The sequence below is a fragment of the Pseudomonas sp. EA_65y_Pfl2_P78 genome (genome assembly GCF_963970495.1).
GTDB classification, from domain to species: domain Bacteria; phylum Pseudomonadota; class Gammaproteobacteria; order Pseudomonadales; family Pseudomonadaceae; genus Aquipseudomonas; species Aquipseudomonas baetica_A.
This window is the reverse complement of the sequence record NZ_CAXAON010000004.1, coordinates 312,471-328,829: the sequence shown is the minus strand read 5'-3', so window position 1 is coordinate 328,829 and position 16,359 is coordinate 312,471. Positions and strand designations below refer to the sequence as shown.

The following is a 16,359-nucleotide window of genomic DNA, read 5'->3' as shown; positions in this document are numbered from 1 at the left end:
TACATCTTTGATTTCTCGCGGAGTAACTTGTGATGCTGATAATCTTGTTGACTATCAGTCTGACTCCACAAGCACCCACACGAATTGCTTGATTCAGTTGTTAAAGAGCGGTTGGTTAAGATCTTTCATCTCAACCGAGGCGCGCATTCTACAGCAGCCTCATTTGCTGTCAAGTGATTATTTTCAGAAGTTTTCGAAGAATTCTTCAACAACTTCAACCACTTGCGCCTTCGATCTCTCGTCAGCGGGAGGCGAATTTTACAGCGTTACACGCTGCTGTCAACACCTCTTTTTCAACTTCTTTCTGGCTTCGATGAACCGAAGCAGCTTGCTGCCGAAAACCTCATAACTCGTTGAATCTCAAGGAGTTTTCCGTTTCGACTGCGCCGGAAGTGGGGCGCATTATAGACGTCTGGAATTCGCCGTCAACCATTAATTTCGCTTTTCTATAGATTGACGGAAAGAGCCGCTTATATATAGACGAAGCGACAGTGAATGCGCAGTATATTGCCCAACACCTAAAACAATACCCCCGCTCTCACTTTGGACGATGCCGCACGATGAACGACCAACCCCGCTCTCTTGCCTCCATGCTGTTCCCGGTTGGCCTGCTTTTGATAGCCATGGCATCGATCCAGTCCGGGGCCTCTCTGGCCAAAAGCATGTTTCCGGTGGTTGGCGCCCAAGGAACAACCACCCTGCGCTTGCTCTTCGCGAGCGTGATCATGTTGTTATTGCTACGCCCATGGCGAGCGAAGCTAACCACCAAGTCGTTGCGCACAGTGATCGTCTACGGCATGGCATTGGGCGGCATGAACTTCCTCTTCTATATGTCTTTGCGCACAGTTCCGCTGGGAATCGCCGTTGCTCTCGAATTCACCGGTCCGCTGGCTGTAGCCATATATGCATCCCGTCGCGCCATCGATTTTCTATGGATCGGCCTGGCAGCAACCGGACTGCTGCTGTTGATACCTACAGGGGCAACAACCGCAGGCATCGATGGGGTCGGCGCCGGGTATGCTTTAGGTGCCGGCGTCTGCTGGGCGCTTTACATCCTGTTCGGTCAGAAGGCCGGTGCCGACAACGGTGTTACAACCGCTGCGTTAGGCGTGATGATCGCAGCCCTGTTTGTGGCCCCCATAGGTATCGTGCATGCCGGAGCAGCTCTACTGACGCCATCGCTGATCCCGATTGCCATTGGCGTTGCCATCCTGTCCACCGCCCTTCCCTACACGCTGGAAATGGTCGCACTCACGCGTATGCCTGCACGCACCTTCGGTACATTAATGAGCATCGAACCCGCGTTCGGAGCGTTGTCGGGACTGCTGTTCCTGCAGGAATACCTCACACTGTCACAATGGCTGGCGATCCTGTGCATTATCCTGGCTTCCGTCGGCGCAACCATGACTATGGGTAGCGCGGCCAAGCCTGTCATTGCGGCAGATTGAAACAGGATTTGACGAAGGTCTGGCAATTGGCGTTCATTTAGGCCATGTTTAACCCCTTAACTCAGTGCCAGATATGGATTTTTTCGGATAGGGATATCGAAACGCTTAGAGTGCGAGCGAATACAGGCAGACCCGAGCGAGAGACTCGTGGCTGCTAGCTATAAGGACAGTAATGAAGCGAATTTTGATACTGGTAGCCGTACTCGCAGTCACTGGCTGCGCGGCAACGTCGAAAACTTCGGTAAAGCACGGCAAGAAAGGACTGCACATCAACTGTTCGGGACTCTCGTCCTCTTGGGATCGTTGCTATACCAGCGCAGCTACTTCCTGCGCTCCGAAAGGCTACAGGGTTATCGCCAAATCGGGGGATGCCGTGGAAGAGCCAGGCGACTATCCGTTTGGCCTCAACCCCGCTGGCTACACAAGTCGCAGCATGATCGTCATCTGTAAATAGATCACGGCCGTGTAGCGATCTGGCGTCCAATCTCGTTGTGACTGGACTTCAGCACCGCTCGCTGAATGTCCGGCGTGGCCAGCATACGCGCCACCACCAGCGCCCCCACACACTGCGACAGGACCGACCATGCCAGACTGTCGCTCTCAAGTATCTGCGCCCAACGCTCTTGAAGCTGACATATCCACAACTCTGCCTGTTCACGCACCTGAATATCCGAACGTGCGATTTCCGCCCCTAACGCAGGCAAGGCACAGCCGGATTCTGGCTGTTCAACGTGGGCCATACTCAAATAGTGCTTGAGACAGCGTTCCAGTCGCTCACGATCCTGCGTGCCCTGCCCGCCCAGTCGCTCAAGGCTCTGACCCAACTCTCGCTCGACGATGGCAGAGAACAACGCATCCTTGGACGAGAAGTGGCTGTAAAACGCCGCACCACTCAAGCCAATGGCTTTCATCAAGCCATCGACGCCAACCGTGGAAAACCCGGATCGCTTGGCTGACAGCGCACTGCTCTGCAATAGTTTTTCCCGGGTTTGCAGTTTGTGACTGGCGGAGTAACGCATATGTTTGCTCTCGAACTGGCTGCCTTGACGTTGCCTGGATCCTAGCATAACGTTCGTTCACTTAACGATCGTTTAATAAAGGGGCTACCCATGAATAACAAGAAGGTCGTATTGGTTGTCGGCGCTGGCGATGCGACGGGCGGCGCGATTGCAAAGCGCTTTGCCAGGGAAGGACTCATCGCCTGCGTCACGCGGCGCAACGCCGATAAATTGCAGCCGTTGGTGGAGGCCATTCGGGCCGAGGGTGGCGAAGCCCACGGCTTCGCCTGCGACGCGCGCAAGGAGGAAGACGTCATTGCACTGATCGAAGACATCGAAACTCGCGTCGGTCCGATTGAAGCCTTCGTATTCAACATCGGCGCGAACGTGCCGTGCAGCATCCTCGAGGAAACCGCTCGCAAGTACTTCAAGATCTGGGAAATGGCCTGTTTTTCAGGTTTCCTCAATGCTCGCGAAGTGGCCAAACGCATGGTTACCCGTCAACGTGGCAGCATTCTCTTCACGGGCGCGACCGCCGGACTTCGCGGGGCGTCGGGTTTCGCCGCGTTCGCGGGTGCCAAACACGGTATCCGCGCTCTGGCACAGAGCATGGCGCGTGAATTGGGGCCGATGAACATTCACGTCACGCATGTAGTGGTCGATGGCGCCATCGATACCGATTTCATCCGCAACAGCTTTCCCGAGAAGTACGCCTCCAAGGATCAGGACGGTATTCTCAACCCCGAACACATTGCCGAAAACTATTGGTATCTGCACAGTCAGCCACGGGATGCGTGGACGTTTGAGCTGGACCTGCGCCCTTGGAACGAGCGCTGGTAATCCCCCTCCATAACAATAAAGAGCGTTCAGCGATGATGAGCAAAACCGTGGAGTTCTATTTTGACCTCGGCAGCCCTGCCACTTACCTCGCCTATACCCAGTTGCCGAAGATATGCGCCGCGACCAACAGTGAGCTGATCTACACCCCTATGCTGCTGGGCGGCGTATTCAAAGCCACCGGTAACGCCTCCCCGGCAATGATTCCGGCAAAAGGTCGCTATATGTTTCAGGATCTGGATCGCTATGCCAAACGCTATGGTGTCGCCCTGAGGTTCAACCCACACTTCCCCATCAATACGCTGACACTGATGCGCGCCGTGACAGGTGTTCAACTGCGTCAGCCAAATCGTTTCCAGGCCTTAATTGATTGCCTGTTTTGCGCACTTTGGGTAGAAGGCCGCAGCCTGGATGAACCAGCAACTGTCGCAGCGGTGTTGAGCGAACACGGTTTCGATCCACAAGAAGTACTGGCGCTGACCAACGACGAAACCGTCAAAGCCGTTCTTAAGGAAAATACGGAAACAGCGGTTAAGCGCGGAGTTTTCGGCGCGCCGAGCATGTTTATTGGCAATCAGATGTTCTTTGGCCAGGATCGCCTCGACTTTGTCGAAGAAGTGCTGCGCCAACCCTAGAGGAAGCTGTGACTCAGGCGCTGGTATCAGCGCCTGAGTTGCGGTCGATCAGATAGCGATAGTGCGAGTGTTCAGCCATTCCAGCGCCGCACCATCGAGCAACGGGCTCAGACGCTCACGCACTTGGGCATGATAGGTGTTGAACCACTGTTTCTCTTCCTGCGTCAGCAACGCAGGCTCCAGGCACCGAGTGTCGATCGGGCACAGCGTCAAGGTTTCAAACTTGAGGAATTCGCCGAATTCACTGCTGCCCGCCTCACGGTTCATCGCCAGGTTCTCGATGCGCACGCCCCAACGACCCGGACGATAAGTGCCAGGCTCGATGGACGTGATCATCCCTGGCTGCATCGCCGTCTGCGGTGCCGGCGCCGCTTGATAGGCAATGACTTGCGGGCCCTCGTGAACGTTTAGGAAATAGCCTACGCCGTGACCGGTACCATGACCGTAATCCACGCTCTCAGCCCAGATTGGCGCACGAGCGATGGCATCAAGCAGCGGCGACAGAATGCCTTTCGGAAATTGCGCTCGCGACAGTGCAATCACGCCTTTCAAAACGCGCGTGCAATCGCGTTTCTGTTCTTCAGTCGGCGTACCGACCGGCACCATCCTTGTGATATCGGTCGTGCCGCCCAGGTACTGACCACCGGAGTCGATCAGCAGCAGACCATCGCCCTCGATCACCGCGTGTTCTTCTTCGGTGGCGTGATAATGCGGCATCGCGCCATTGGCATTGAACGCAGCAATGGTGTTGAAACTCAGCGAAACATAATCAGGACGACGTTCACGGGCAGCGGTGAGTTTCTCGTCGATGGTCAATTCGGTGATGCGTTCTCGGCCCCAGGCCGACTCCAGCCAGGCGAAAAATTCGCACAACGCTGCGCCATCCTGCTCCATTGCTTTGCGAATGTGCTGAGCATCGGCTTCGCTTTTTTGCGATTTGGCCAGCGTGGTCGGGTTCAAGCCTTCGACCAGTTTCACGCCGCTGTCGAGGTTATCCAGCAGACCGCTGGTGACTCGCGCCGGATCCACCAGCAGGCTGGCGCCATTCGGCACAGCGCGCAAGGCGTCAGCCACTTCGCTGTAATCGCGCAGCGTCACGCCATCTTTTTCGAGCACTGCGCGCAAACCTGCATCAACCTTGCTCAAGGCCACGAACAGCGTGGCTTGCTGTTGATTGATCAACGCGAAGGAAACAAACACCGGGTTGAACGAAACATCGCCGCCACGCAGATTAAACAACCATGCAATGTCGTCGAGGGTGGCGATGAAATGCCAGTCTGCTCCGCGCTCCTGCATGGTTTCGCGAAGTTTGCCCAGCTTGTCGACACGGCTGACAGTCGCCTGTGGCGGCAGATGCTGATAGATCGGGGCATTCGGCAGACTCGGCCGATCGCTCCAGACTTCCTTCAGCAAATCGATATCGGTACGCAGTCGAGCGCCGCGTGCTTCAAGTTTACAGCTCAAGGTGCGCGCCGAAGCCACAGCCATTACTGCACCATCGACGGCAACCACACTACCTTGCGGCGTCTGCTCGCACAGCCAGTCCAACGGACTCGGCTGACCCGGTTGCAACTTGACCAGTTCGATACCGCTACCCTTGAGTTCCTTGGTCGCCTGCTCCCAGTAACGACTGTCAGCCCAGACGCCGGCGAAATCTGCGGTGACAATCAAAGTCCCGACCGAGCCGTGGAAGCCAGAAAGCCATTGCCGGCCTTGCCAGTAACCCGGCAGATATTCCGACAAATGCGGGTCGGCCGACGGCACCAACAACGCATGAATGCCTTCGCGGCGCATCAGTTCGCGGGTCTGCGCAAGGCGCTGGGGCACCGATCCTTCGGTCGAGGTCTGGTTACTCATCATGTCTCCTGCCAATCACTTCATCGTTATTATTCGTAGCCGTTAGGTCGGCTGGTTAAAGACCTGTCGCCCAGAATGCCGGAGCACTGGCGCAGGCGGTTTTGATCAATTCTACGGCCTTGTCGATATCCTCGGCCGTTGTAAAACGGCCAAGGCTCAAGCGAATAGTGCGTTCGGCTAGACGTGCGTCATGCCCCAACGCCAACAGCACATGGGACGGCGCGTTGCTTGCCGAGTTGCAGGCCGAGGTTGCGGAAAACGCCATCGAATGGCTCAGCGCCGCGCTGTTGAACTCGCCTTCGCCGAAGGTCAGGCTCAAGGTGTGCGGGATACGGTGGCTCGCGCTGCCGTTGAGATTGACGCCCGGCAAGCTCAGCAGTGGTTCGAGCAGACGCTCGCGCAGCGCGACGATGGACGTCTTCTCTTCATCAAAGGAGGCTGCAGCCAAGGCAAACGCCGCGCCCATACCGGCAATCTGGTGGGTCGCCAGAGTCCCGGAACGAAGCCCTCCCTCGTGGCCGCCGCCATGGATCTGCGCCTGCAAACGTTGCTGCGCCCGCGGGCCGACATACAGGGCGCCGATGCCTTTGGGACCGTATAGCTTGTGCGCCGAAAACGACATCAGATCGACCGGCCACTGCGCCAGATCGATTGCCACTTTTCCGGCACCTTGAGCCGCATCGACATGGAACAGTGCTTGGCGGCCACGCACGACCTCGCCGATGGCGGGGATGTCGTTGACCGTGCCGAGTTCGTTGTTGACCAGCATCAGTGACACCAGAAAGGTGTCATCGCGCATCGCTTCGCTGACAGCCTGCGGCGTGATCAGGCCGTCGGTGTCCGGCACAAGATAGGTCACGGCGATGCCGGCGTCCTGCAATTGGCGGGCGGTATCGAGGACGGCTTTGTGTTCGATCTGGCTGGTAATGATGTGGCCGCCCGGCACACCGCGCGCTTGGGCCACGCCTTTGAGGGCGAGGTTATTGGACTCGGTGGCACCGGAGGTCCAGACGATCTGTCCGGCTTGCGCACCCACCAGTTCGGCGACTTGCCGGCGAGCCTGCTCGACCGTTTTCCGGGCCTGCTGGCCGAACGCGTGGGAGCTGGAAGCCGGGTTGCCGAAGTTACCGTGAAACCCCAGACATTCGATCATCACCTGGATGACACGCTCGTCCACCGGTGTGGTGGCGGCGTAATCGAAATACAACGGACGTGTGTTCATAAAAGACTCGCAGAGCGTGTTCCGGGATCAGGAGGCTCGTGTCTGCAAACGGCACAGCGCAGCCTCGTGAGCTGCGCGTCGGTTGGAGAGCGTCATCAATACCTGATCGGATGCCGTTAAAGAAGAACAACTTCATTTAAAAGTGCGTAGGAACGCTCCTGAAGCCGAGCTTAACAGGCATCGGGCCGGCGATTGAAGCAATGCGTCAGCTAAAGCTTTCGAGAAGTAACGGGTACAGCGAAATCAACAGCAACGTGGCCATTCCCCAGTTGAAAACACGCAACCAGCGCGGATCCTTCAGCACATTGCGCAATAGCGTACCGCACGCGGCCCAGACGCCGACGCTCGGTAGATTGATGATGGCGAACACGGCGGCGATCACCAGCACATTGGTGAAATAACCCTGCATCGGCGTGTAGGTACTGATGGCACCGATGGCCATGATCCACGCCTTGGGATTGACCCACTGGAACGCTGCAGCACCCAGATAGCTGATCGGCTTGCCTTCGCCTTGCGCGCTGTCACCGACAGGCCCGGAGCGCGCGATTTTCCACGCCAGATACAGCAGATATACGGCGCCGACGTAGCGCAGCACCGTATAAAGAATCGGATAGTTCTGAAATACCGCGCCCAAACCAAAACCCACCGCCACCACCAGAACAAAGAAGCCGCAGGTGATGCCGAGCATGTGCGGGATAGTACGGTTGAAACCGAAATTTACCCCCGATGCCAGCAACATGGTGTTGTTCGGCCCCGGCGTAATCGAGGTGACAAGGGCAAACAGGGCAAAGCCCAGCAGAAGATCAAGCGAGAGGGTCATGGTGGGCAATCCATCAAGGTCATTCAGATGTTGACCCTATCCCACGCAGCCCAGTAAACCCACGGACAGTTAGGTAAAACTTCAAGCAGTACAGTTGCCTTTCAGCTTGAGCGGCCATGCAGCTGTACGGCACGCTCGGCGCTCATTTCGCCTTGTTTATCGAAACCAAATGCTTTGGGTGACTGGCCAAGCAACAAGGCTTTTTTCGCGTGATATTCATCAAAGGACAAACCACTGCGATTGAGGGCCTCCATCGCCAACTCACGGGTTTCTTCGGGGGTGTAGGGACGTTGTTCCGGGGAGACATGGGTGGCACATCCGGCAAGCACGGAAACCACGAGCAACAGCGAAAGGGTCAGTAAGCGATTCATGGGGAGCGTCCTGGCAAGCAGTGTGGAGTCGATGGACAAAGGCTACGCCCGGCCGCGCTCGTGCAAAAATCAACGCTCTCGATAGTGGCTATCAGAATTTGACCATTTCCCCGCAAATGGCTGATCCGGTTTTCGATCTACCCGACCAGATGGCAGTGCAGTGCATCGTCATGACTGCGGGCGATGCTGCTCAGCACCTGGAACGAATTGAACGTAACGGTTTTCGCTTGATGGGCGCGGATCAACTGCCAAAAATCCTGCTCACCATTCTCGAAACTGCTGAATGCCGCCTCCCCGGCCTCGCGGCTCTGCCATTGCAGAAAACTCAACACCCGCCGGCCATCGTCGCTGGCCTGCACGCTGGCGCTGACAAACCCCTCGTAGCGCAGGGCCAGACGCTCGGTTTGCACCGACAACGCCAAGACCAGTGCCGTTTGCTGCCGAGGTTCGATCTCGAATTCGATCAACTGGGTGAAGCTACGATTTTTCGCTGATGCTTGCATGAAAAGCCCCCTCGTATCTGTATGACGAATCTTGCGACTCGAAGGATCGCAGGGTAAAACCTCTAGTTAAGTCAAGGTCAAGAGCTGTTTCAGATGATCACCAAAGAAAACCTACACAAGCCGTTAAGCGTGGGTGAAGTCGCGGCCCGCAGCGGCGTTGCAGTCACCGCCCTGCACTTTTATGAAGCCAAGGGGTTGATCAAAAGCCAGCGCAATGGCGGAAATCAGCGGCGTTATCCACGCGCAGTGCTACGGCGGGTAGCGCTGATCAAGGTTGCACAGCGCCTGGGCATTACGCTGGCGGAGATTGGCGAGGCATTGAAAATCCTGCCGGATGATCGTGCCCCGACCGCGGCGGACTGGAAGATCCTGTCGCAGCAGTGGCAGCGCGAACTGGATGAGCGGATCAACCAACTGACGCTGCTGCGCGACCGACTCAATGGCTGCATTGGTTGTGGCTGCCTGTCGATGGAGGCTTGTCCGCTGCGCAATCAGGGCGATGTGCTGGGAGAACAAGGACCCGGGCCGCACTTTCTCTAATACGGATATGGGGTGCTGCTCGTCGGGCAAAAATCCTCGCCGCAAGGACAGTTCTATAGTGAATTTTCCACCTGTGGGGTGGAGCCACATCTCTTCGAATAAAAATCAGGGAGAACGTCATGAGCGTCAAACCCATCCCGGAGGGGTATCACAGCATTACCCCATACCTGGGCATCCAAAAGGCCGCCGAGGCCATCGATTTCTATAAGAAAGCCTTCGGTGCCACCGAAGTCATGCGCCTGGCCATGCCCGATGGCGGCATCGGCCACGCGGAACTGCGTATCGGCGACAGCGCAATCATGCTCGGCTCGCCGTGTGATCAAGGGCCACTGAGCAGCCCCGACAAAGCGGTATCGGTCGGTTTGCATCTGTATGTGACTGATGTCGACAAATCATTTCAACGGGCGCTGGACGCCGGGGCGACGACGGTGTCCGAGGTCAAGGACCAGTTTTACGGTGATCGCAGCGGCACGTTGAAGGATCCCTATGGGCATTTGTGGTTTCTGGCCACACGCAAGGAGGATCTGACAGAGGAGCAAATCAGGCAGCGGGCAATGGAGATGTTCAGTCAGGGTTAGATTTTTGCGTGGCAGGTCTGGCCTCCTCACGAGTAAGCCCGCTCTCACAGGGTTGTTTGGCGCGGTTGCTTCACCTGCCAGCGCTACTTACCGAGATCCCCAAGAGCAGTTCTGGATCATCCGGAGAATTGCGAAACATTTACTTTCATATCGTTTATCGGGATTTGCTTCGCTCATCCGTCTTATAGGGATACAGGCCTTTCGCGTAGGCAAAAGCCACGACTGCGCCTTTCAGGGACGCCAACTACGAAGCCCGTAGTCACGCGGCCTTTCACCGAATCAAGACGCGTAATCATGTCGAAGAAATCCCGCTCCAAACTGTGGTTCCTGGCACATAGCTGGCTTGCATTGCCCATCTGGTTTTTTGTCCTGATCGTCTGCGTCACCGGCACGCTGGCGGTCGTCAGCCAGGAGATTGTCTGGCTGGCCAACCCGCAAATGCGCGCCAGCCAGCCCTCAGACGATGCCCCGCTGCTCAGCTACGACCAGATTCTGGCTGCGATCAAAAAGGCCGAGCCCCAGACACTGGTGCAAAGCATCAGCCGTCCGGACGAATCACACTTTGCCCTTGATGTCGAAGTCAGCTACCCCGACGGGCGCTCACTGACGGTCTACGTCAACCCGTACACCGGCGTCATTCAGGGCACTGCGCCCGCCTTCGACTTCAAGGCTTTCACCCGCGCCCTGCATGGCTGGTGGCTGGTGCCATTCACCAACGGTTTCAGTTGGGGGTGGTATCTGGTGTCGTTTCTGGGCGTGCCCATGCTGGTCTCGTTGATGACCGGACTGGTGGTCTACAAGCGCTTCTGGAAAGGTTTTCTGCGTCCGACCCTGCGTGTGCGCCACGGAGCACGCATCTTCTGGGGCGACTTCCATCGACTGTGCGGCATCTGGTCGATCTGGTTCATTGCGGTCATTTCCATTACCGGCATCTGGTTCCTGATCCGGGCGATTCTGTTTGATAACCAGATTTCCATCTCCAGCGAACCGATCATCCCGGCCATGTCCCGAGAAAGCGTACCCGTTTCAGCAACAGGCACGCCGCCGCCACATATCAGCCTGGATCACGCCATCGAGATCGCTCAACAGAAGATTCCGGGGCTGCAAGCCAGTTTCGTCAGCCTGCCGGGTAACGCCTACAGCCACATGAGCGTCGGCGGTCGCGGCTGGTATCCATTGATGTTCCAGACCGCGACGCTCAACCCGTACAACGGTGACCTGGCCGCTTTACGGTTACTGTCCGATCGCTCCTCGCTGGAGTTCGTAACCGAATCCATGCGCCCGCTGCACACCGGTGACTTCGGCGGAATCTGGATCAAGCTGATCTGGTTTTTCTTCGGCCTGCTGCTGAGCATGATGGTGCTCAGTGGCCTGCTGATCTGGACCAAGCGTACCGCGCTGGCGACCGCCAACGCGCTGAAGCGCGAGGACAAGAAAACCCGCATCAAGGCGCAAGCGGCCATGAGCCGTGAACCCTCGCAGGCCAGCCTGTGAGCAAGTCAACCTTGATCAAGCGGCCATCCCGACTGTCTCGCTTCTGGCACAAGTGGCGGTTTCACATCAATGTTCTGCTGTTGTTGATCCCCCTGGGCTTCATGCCCAAATACTTCGCCGATGCCTCATTGTTTCGCGGCGACAGTGGCCTGGGTCAGCACGAGATCGGTGATATCCAGGTCGGGCCCTGGAGCCTGCGATTGGCCGAACTTCGCAATGAAGCCCCCATCCTCACGGGGCCGGCCGGCTATATGAAGAGTTTTAGCGCGGCCCTCTGCGAGACCTGTATCGAACAGGTCAAGGCCACCTATCTGCGCATCGGCAAGCCGCGCAGCCTGCGTGCAGCCGGCGTGATCTTCTTCGGTACGCCTTACCGAATGGGCACACAACTGCCGATCCCGGAAAAAACCAAAGCTGACGCCGAACTGTGGATCACCCTGGAGGGCTGGGACGGCAGCATGCATCAGGCCTCGATTCCCCTGAGCCAGGCCTCCCCCGCCACCATTGCCTGGCTGAACAAACAAGGAGCCAACCCATGAGCCCCGCTCAACGCCCTTCCCGTCTGCGACTGAGGGCCGCGCTGCTGGTACTGTGCGCCGGCTTCAGCGCCGGCGCCCTGGCGCACAACCCGATGTGCGAGTGCAAAGCCATTGATGCCGAGCAGATCAAATGCACCGGCGGTTTCTCCGACGGCAGCGGCGCGCCGGGGGTAACCCTCGACGTGATCGGCTACGACGAGACGATTCTGGTGCCGGGCAAACTCGGTAGCGACTCGACCCTGACCTTCAAGAAACCCGGCACCGAGTTCTACGTACTGTTCGATGCCGGTCCGGGGCACGTCGTGGAAATCGACCAAGCGGACATCGAGGCACCATGAGTACGCCAACCACCCAAGTTGTGCGCCCGGCTGGAGCCGGCCATGAAACCCTCAACGTCTTGCTGCTGTGCCTGCTGATCCTCGCGATAGCAGGTTCCGTGGTGGCATGGCGCAGGGTTTCCCACGAACCAGAGCCTGTTGCCAGCCATCAGTTCGATGCCCGGCGCGACCTCAGCGCCGCCGAGCAGGGCATTTATGCCGATCTGCGCGTGACGCTGGACGAAATCCAGTTGCTGCGCGAAGAACAGAAAACCCTGCCGTCCCCACAAGGCCTGGCCGATGAAGGTTTCGCCCCGTTTGCTCAGGACATCAGCGCGATCAGCCGTGGCGGCCATGCCTGGCAAATACTCGCGGACAGCGCCTACTTCGGCCATAGCCAGACACCCGCCGTCGCCGGTTCGTTTCTGATGCGCGTAACCGCCGATGACAAGGCTGCACCGGATATCTGGCTCAATCGTGATGCGGGTCTGCAAGCGCCACCGAAACTGACCGACACCGCCCTGTCCGCCGCCGGGTGGAAACAGATCGTCGCGCAATACGATGCCGGGGTTACCCGCGAACATCGTCATTGATTCCTCGCCCTTATTCGAGAGAAGACCGCTTGCCCATGTCTATTTCATCGCCTCGCCGTCCGTTGTTACGTTTGTTTCTAGCGGGCCTTTGCGCCTGCCTGCTGAGCCCGCTAGCGAGCGCCGATCCGGCCAAACGCCTGCGTATCGGCATCACCTTGCATCCTTATTACAGCTATGTGGCGAACATCGTCGGCGACAAGGCTGAGGTCGTGCCGCTGATTCCTGCGGGTTTCAATCCGCACGCCTACGAACCCCGGGCCGAGGACATCAAACGCATCAGCGGTCTGGATGTGATCGTGCTCAACGGTGTCGGCCATGATGATTTCGCCGACCGCATGATCGCGGCCAGCGAAACGCCAAACGTCAACACCATCGAAGCCAACGAAAACGTGCCGCTGCTGGCCGCCACCGGGGTCGCCGCACGCGGTGCCGGCAAAGTCGTGAATCCGCATACGTTCCTGTCGATCAGCGCCTCTATCGCGCAGGTCAACAACATCGCTCGCGAGCTGGGCAAACTCGATCCGGACAACGCCAAGACCTACACCCAAAATGCCCGCGCCTACGGCAAACGCCTGCGGCAGATGCGTGCCGATGCGCTCGCCAAACTGACCCAGGCACCCAACGCCCAATTGCGCGTCGCCACGGTTCACGCCGCTTATGACTACCTGCTGCGCGAATTCGGCCTGGAAGTGACCGCGGTGGTTGAACCGGCCCACGGTATTGAACCGAGCCCGAGCCAGTTGAAAAAGACCATCGACCAGTTGCGCGAACTGGACGTAAAAGTGATTTTTTCGGAAATGGACTTCCCATCCACGTATGTCGACACCATTGAGCGTGAGTCAGGCGTGAAGCTGTACCCGCTGTCGCACATTTCTTACGGTGAATACGCGGCAGACAAGTACGAAAAGGAAATGACCGGTAACCTCAACACCGTGGTTCGGGCGATTCAGGAGTCCGGCGCATGACGGTAAAACAAACCCTTTCTGACGCATCCAGATCCGCTGTGAGAGCGAGCTTGCTCGCGCAGGTTTCGGGGCCGACGCTGGATTTTGCCGAAGTCAGTCTGACGCTGGGGCGCACCACGATTCTCGACAACGTAACCTTTGAGGTACAGCCCGGCAGCGTGCATGCACTGGTCGGCCCCAACGGGGGTGGCAAGAGCTCGCTGATCAAGACGTTGCTGGGGCAAATGCCGCATCAGGGGCAGTTGAGCCTGCAATGGCCCGGCATGCCCGGCACCATCGGCTACGTCCCGCAGGCGCTGGAATTCGATCGCGGTTTGCCGATGACAGTCGACGATTTCATGGCCGCCATGTGCCAGCGCCGGCCGGCGTTTCTCGGATTGAGCAAGCGCTACGCCGGCGCCATCGGTGCGGCACTGGAGCGCGTCGGCATGCAGGACAAACGCAAACGCCGCATGGGCGCGCTGTCCGGCGGTGAACGTCAGCGAGTGCTCCTCGCGCAAGGGCTGATCCCGGCGCCGCAACTGCTGGTGCTCGACGAACCCATGTCGGCTCTGGACGAAGCCGGGATCCAGGTATTCGAACGCCTGCTCGGCGACTGGCGCGCAGCGGGCATCACCGTGCTGTGGATCGAACATGATCTGGACGCGGTCGGGCGTCTGGCCGATCGCGTCACCGGTCTCAACCGTCGCGTGCTGTTCGACGCCACACCGCAACAGGCATTGACTCCGGAACGCCTGCTGAGTTTGTTTTCGACCCATCCACGGAGCGTTGCCTGATGAGTTATGAAGCCTTTCGTCTGATGGTCCAGGGCTGGGCCTCCTCCGGTTACCTGCCCGAAGCGCTGGCCTATGGTTTTGTGGTCAATGCATTGCTTGCCGGTCTGTTGATCGGCCCGGTACTCGGTGGCCTCGGCACGCTGGTGGTGGTCAAGCGCTTCGCGTTTTTCTCGGAGGCGGTGGGCCATGCGGCGCTGACCGGCGTGGCCATCGGCATCCTGCTCGGCGAACCCTACACCGGACCTTACGGCAGCCTGTTCGGTTACTGCCTGCTGTTCGGCATCCTGCTCAATTACCTGCGCAACCGCACCGGTCTGGCACCCGACACCCTGATCGGCGTGTTCCTGTCAGTGTCGCTGGCATTGGGCGCGAGTCTGCTGCTGATTCTGGCGGGCAAGATCAACGTGCACATTCTGGAGAACGTGCTGTTCGGTTCGGTGCTGACCGTCAACGGCAACGATCTTGCAGTGCTGGCCATCGTCGGTTCGCTGGTCATGGCGCTGGCCCTGCCGCTGTACAACCGCATCATGCTCGCCAGTTTCAACCCGCAACTGGCCGCCGTGCGCGGCGTGGCCGTAAAGACTCTGGATTACCTGTTCGTGATTCTGGTGACACTGATCACCGTCGCGGCCGTGAAAGTCATCGGCGCAATTCTGGTGGGCGCCCTGCTGGTGATTCCGGCGGCGGCGGCGCGTTTGCTCAGCCAGTCGCTCAAGGGCTTTTTCGGGTGTTCGGTATTGATTGCCACCGTCAGCACCCTGTGCGGAATTCTCGCGCCGATCGTGTTTGATCTGCCGATTCCGTCCGGCGCCGCGATCATTCTGGTCGCCGGCATCGCCTTCGCCCTCGCCGCCATCGCGCGCGGTGTCATCCCCAGTCTGAAAGGGAACCTTGGATAAATGGCTTTTTCATTGCGCAACCTGACGTTGGCCATGGCCCTGTGCGGCGTGGTCGCAACGCCTTTGATGGCCGCCGAAAGCGCCAAAACCCTGCGAGTGCTCGCCTCGCTGCCAATCACCTATGGCCTGGGCGAGGTGCTGCTCAAAGGCACCGACGTCAGCCTGGAACGTGCGGCACCGGCCAACCTGCCGGGCAGTCGCCAGACCGCCTACTTCACCGGGCGCGGCGCGCCGGCGTTGAGCAAACTGGCAACCGGCGCCGATGCGGTGATCGGTGTGCGCTCGCTGTGGGCCGATGATCCGCTGTACCCGATCGCCCGCCGCAGCAACATCCGTATCGTTGAAGTCGATGCTGCCCGCCCGGTCGACGGCGCCCTGCCCGGCATCGCTGTGCAACCGGGGTTGAAGGTCGATGGTTTGAACAGTCAGCCATGGCTGGCGAGTAACAACATGGGACGCATGGCCGACGTGATGGCCGCCGATCTGGTGCGTTTGGCACCGACCGCCAAGACGAGGATCGAGGCGAATCTGGCGGCGTTGAAACAGCGCTTGCTCAAGCTCAGCGCCGACAGCGAAGCGCGTCTGGCCAGTACCGATAATCTGAGTGTGATGAGCTTGAGCGATCACTTCGGGTATCTGATCGGCAGCCTGAACCTGGAGCTGATCGGTCAGGACCCACGCCCTGATGCTGACTGGGCACCTGAAGATCTGAAGCAACTGACGGCGACGCTAAAAGACAATGAGGTGGCGCTGGTGTTGCACCATCGACAGCCGTCGGAGGCGGTAAAAGCGGCGATTGCTGAATCGGGTAGTCGGCTGTTGGTGTTGAGTACAGATGCGGCGGACCCGGTGGTTGAACTGGAAGGCAATGTCGACGAGTTGCTCAAGGGGTTGAGTGCAGCGCATTAACGCTCTGCATGATCAAATCCCGGAAATGACAAAACCCGCTGACTGCATCCAGTCCAGC

The 16,359-nt window shown here is 58.5% G+C and carries 20 protein-coding genes; 14 read left to right on the top strand and 6 right to left on the bottom strand.

Annotation, left to right across the window (positions count from 1 at the left end):
- The first annotated feature begins 560 nt into the window (after positions 1–560).
- Positions 561–1,448 (top strand): threonine/homoserine exporter RhtA, encoded by an 888-nt coding sequence (gene rhtA / locus AACY02_RS06595; RefSeq protein ID WP_339431265.1) that lies wholly within the window; start codon positions 561–563, stop codon positions 1,446–1,448.
- Between the two features lie 172 nt (positions 1,449–1,620).
- Entirely contained in the window at positions 1,621–1,902 is a 282-nt protein-coding gene (locus AACY02_RS06590) for a hypothetical protein (protein WP_339431264.1), read from the top strand.
- Position 1,903: 1 nt separating this feature from the next.
- On the opposite strand, the gene AACY02_RS06585 is transcribed toward AACY02_RS06590, so the two are convergent.
- Positions 1,904–2,467: a TetR/AcrR family transcriptional regulator gene (locus tag AACY02_RS06585; protein ID WP_339431263.1), complete on the bottom strand. Its 564-nt coding sequence runs from the start codon at positions 2,465–2,467 to the stop codon at positions 1,904–1,906.
- Positions 2,468–2,557: 90 nt separating this feature from the next.
- On the opposite strand from AACY02_RS06585, the gene AACY02_RS06580 reads away from it, so the two are divergent.
- Together AACY02_RS06580 and AACY02_RS06575 are read left to right on the top strand one after the other, a co-directional pair.
- Positions 2,558–3,286 carry an SDR family oxidoreductase gene (locus AACY02_RS06580; protein WP_339431262.1) on the top strand — a complete coding sequence of 243 codons (729 nt, stop codon included), beginning with the start codon at positions 2,558–2,560 and terminating at the stop codon, positions 3,284–3,286.
- A gap of 35 nt (positions 3,287–3,321) precedes the next feature.
- Positions 3,322–3,918: a 2-hydroxychromene-2-carboxylate isomerase gene (locus AACY02_RS06575; RefSeq protein WP_339431276.1), complete on the top strand. Its 597-nt coding sequence runs from the start codon at positions 3,322–3,324 to the stop codon at positions 3,916–3,918.
- 48 nt (positions 3,919–3,966) lie between these two features.
- On the opposite strand, the gene AACY02_RS06570 is transcribed toward AACY02_RS06575, so the two are convergent.
- The 5 genes from AACY02_RS06570 to AACY02_RS06550 form a co-directional block, all read right to left on the bottom strand.
- On the bottom strand, positions 3,967–5,775 hold the full coding sequence (locus AACY02_RS06570) for an aminopeptidase P family protein (protein ID WP_339431261.1): 1,809 nt from the start codon (positions 5,773–5,775) through the stop codon (positions 3,967–3,969).
- 55 nt (positions 5,776–5,830) lie between these two features.
- Positions 5,831–6,997 carry an aminotransferase class V-fold PLP-dependent enzyme gene (locus AACY02_RS06565; protein ID WP_339431260.1) on the bottom strand — a complete coding sequence of 389 codons (1,167 nt, stop codon included), beginning with the start codon at positions 6,995–6,997 and terminating at the stop codon, positions 5,831–5,833.
- Between the two features lie 205 nt (positions 6,998–7,202).
- Entirely contained in the window at positions 7,203–7,817 is a 615-nt protein-coding gene (locus AACY02_RS06560) for a LysE family translocator (RefSeq protein ID WP_339431259.1), read from the bottom strand.
- Between the two features lie 101 nt (positions 7,818–7,918).
- A complete protein-coding gene (locus AACY02_RS06555; RefSeq protein WP_339431258.1) occupies positions 7,919–8,188 on the bottom strand; it encodes a hypothetical protein in 270 nt (89 codons plus the stop codon).
- A 137-nt stretch (positions 8,189–8,325) separates the two neighbouring features.
- The gene (locus tag AACY02_RS06550; RefSeq protein WP_339431257.1) at positions 8,326–8,691 is read right to left on the bottom strand and encodes an antibiotic biosynthesis monooxygenase; all 366 of its coding nucleotides are present in this window, start codon (positions 8,689–8,691) and stop codon (positions 8,326–8,328) included.
- 93 nt (positions 8,692–8,784) lie between these two features.
- Here AACY02_RS06550 and soxR point away from each other — a divergent pair, with 93 nt between their 5' ends.
- The 10 genes from soxR to AACY02_RS06500 all read left to right on the top strand — a co-directional run bounded on the left by soxR (position 8,785) and on the right by AACY02_RS06500 (position 16,301).
- Positions 8,785–9,231: a redox-sensitive transcriptional activator SoxR gene (gene soxR / locus AACY02_RS06545; protein WP_339431256.1), complete on the top strand. Its 447-nt coding sequence runs from the start codon at positions 8,785–8,787 to the stop codon at positions 9,229–9,231.
- Positions 9,232–9,350: 119 nt separating this feature from the next.
- Positions 9,351–9,809, top strand: a complete 459-nt coding sequence (locus AACY02_RS06540; protein WP_339431255.1) for a VOC family protein — start codon at positions 9,351–9,353, stop codon at positions 9,807–9,809.
- Positions 9,810–10,103: 294 nt separating this feature from the next.
- On the top strand, positions 10,104–11,303 hold the full coding sequence (locus AACY02_RS06535; protein ID WP_339431254.1) for a PepSY-associated TM helix domain-containing protein: 1,200 nt from the start codon (positions 10,104–10,106) through the stop codon (positions 11,301–11,303).
- A complete protein-coding gene (locus tag AACY02_RS06530) occupies positions 11,300–11,842 on the top strand; it encodes a thiamine pyrophosphate-binding protein (protein WP_339431253.1) in 543 nt (180 codons plus the stop codon). The genes AACY02_RS06535 and AACY02_RS06530 overlap by 4 nt, the downstream gene beginning before the upstream one ends.
- Positions 11,839–12,180 carry a hypothetical protein gene (locus AACY02_RS06525; RefSeq protein ID WP_339431252.1) on the top strand — a complete coding sequence of 114 codons (342 nt, stop codon included), beginning with the start codon at positions 11,839–11,841 and terminating at the stop codon, positions 12,178–12,180. The genes AACY02_RS06530 and AACY02_RS06525 overlap by 4 nt, the downstream gene beginning before the upstream one ends.
- Positions 12,177–12,752: a DUF6162 family protein gene (locus AACY02_RS06520; RefSeq protein WP_339431251.1), complete on the top strand. Its 576-nt coding sequence runs from the start codon at positions 12,177–12,179 to the stop codon at positions 12,750–12,752. Before AACY02_RS06525 ends, AACY02_RS06520 begins: the two co-directional genes overlap by 4 nt.
- Before the next feature lie 35 nt (positions 12,753–12,787).
- The gene (locus AACY02_RS06515) at positions 12,788–13,717 is read left to right on the top strand and encodes a metal ABC transporter substrate-binding protein (RefSeq protein WP_339431250.1); all 930 of its coding nucleotides are present in this window, start codon (positions 12,788–12,790) and stop codon (positions 13,715–13,717) included.
- Entirely contained in the window at positions 13,714–14,493 is a 780-nt protein-coding gene (locus tag AACY02_RS06510) for a metal ABC transporter ATP-binding protein (protein WP_339431249.1), read from the top strand. Before AACY02_RS06515 ends, AACY02_RS06510 begins: the two co-directional genes overlap by 4 nt.
- Positions 14,493–15,392: a metal ABC transporter permease gene (locus tag AACY02_RS06505; RefSeq protein ID WP_339431248.1), complete on the top strand. Its 900-nt coding sequence runs from the start codon at positions 14,493–14,495 to the stop codon at positions 15,390–15,392. Before AACY02_RS06510 ends, AACY02_RS06505 begins: the two co-directional genes overlap by 1 nt.
- The gene (locus AACY02_RS06500; protein WP_339431247.1) at positions 15,393–16,301 is read left to right on the top strand and encodes a metal ABC transporter substrate-binding protein; all 909 of its coding nucleotides are present in this window, start codon (positions 15,393–15,395) and stop codon (positions 16,299–16,301) included.
- The last annotated feature ends 58 nt before the right edge of the window (positions 16,302–16,359 follow it).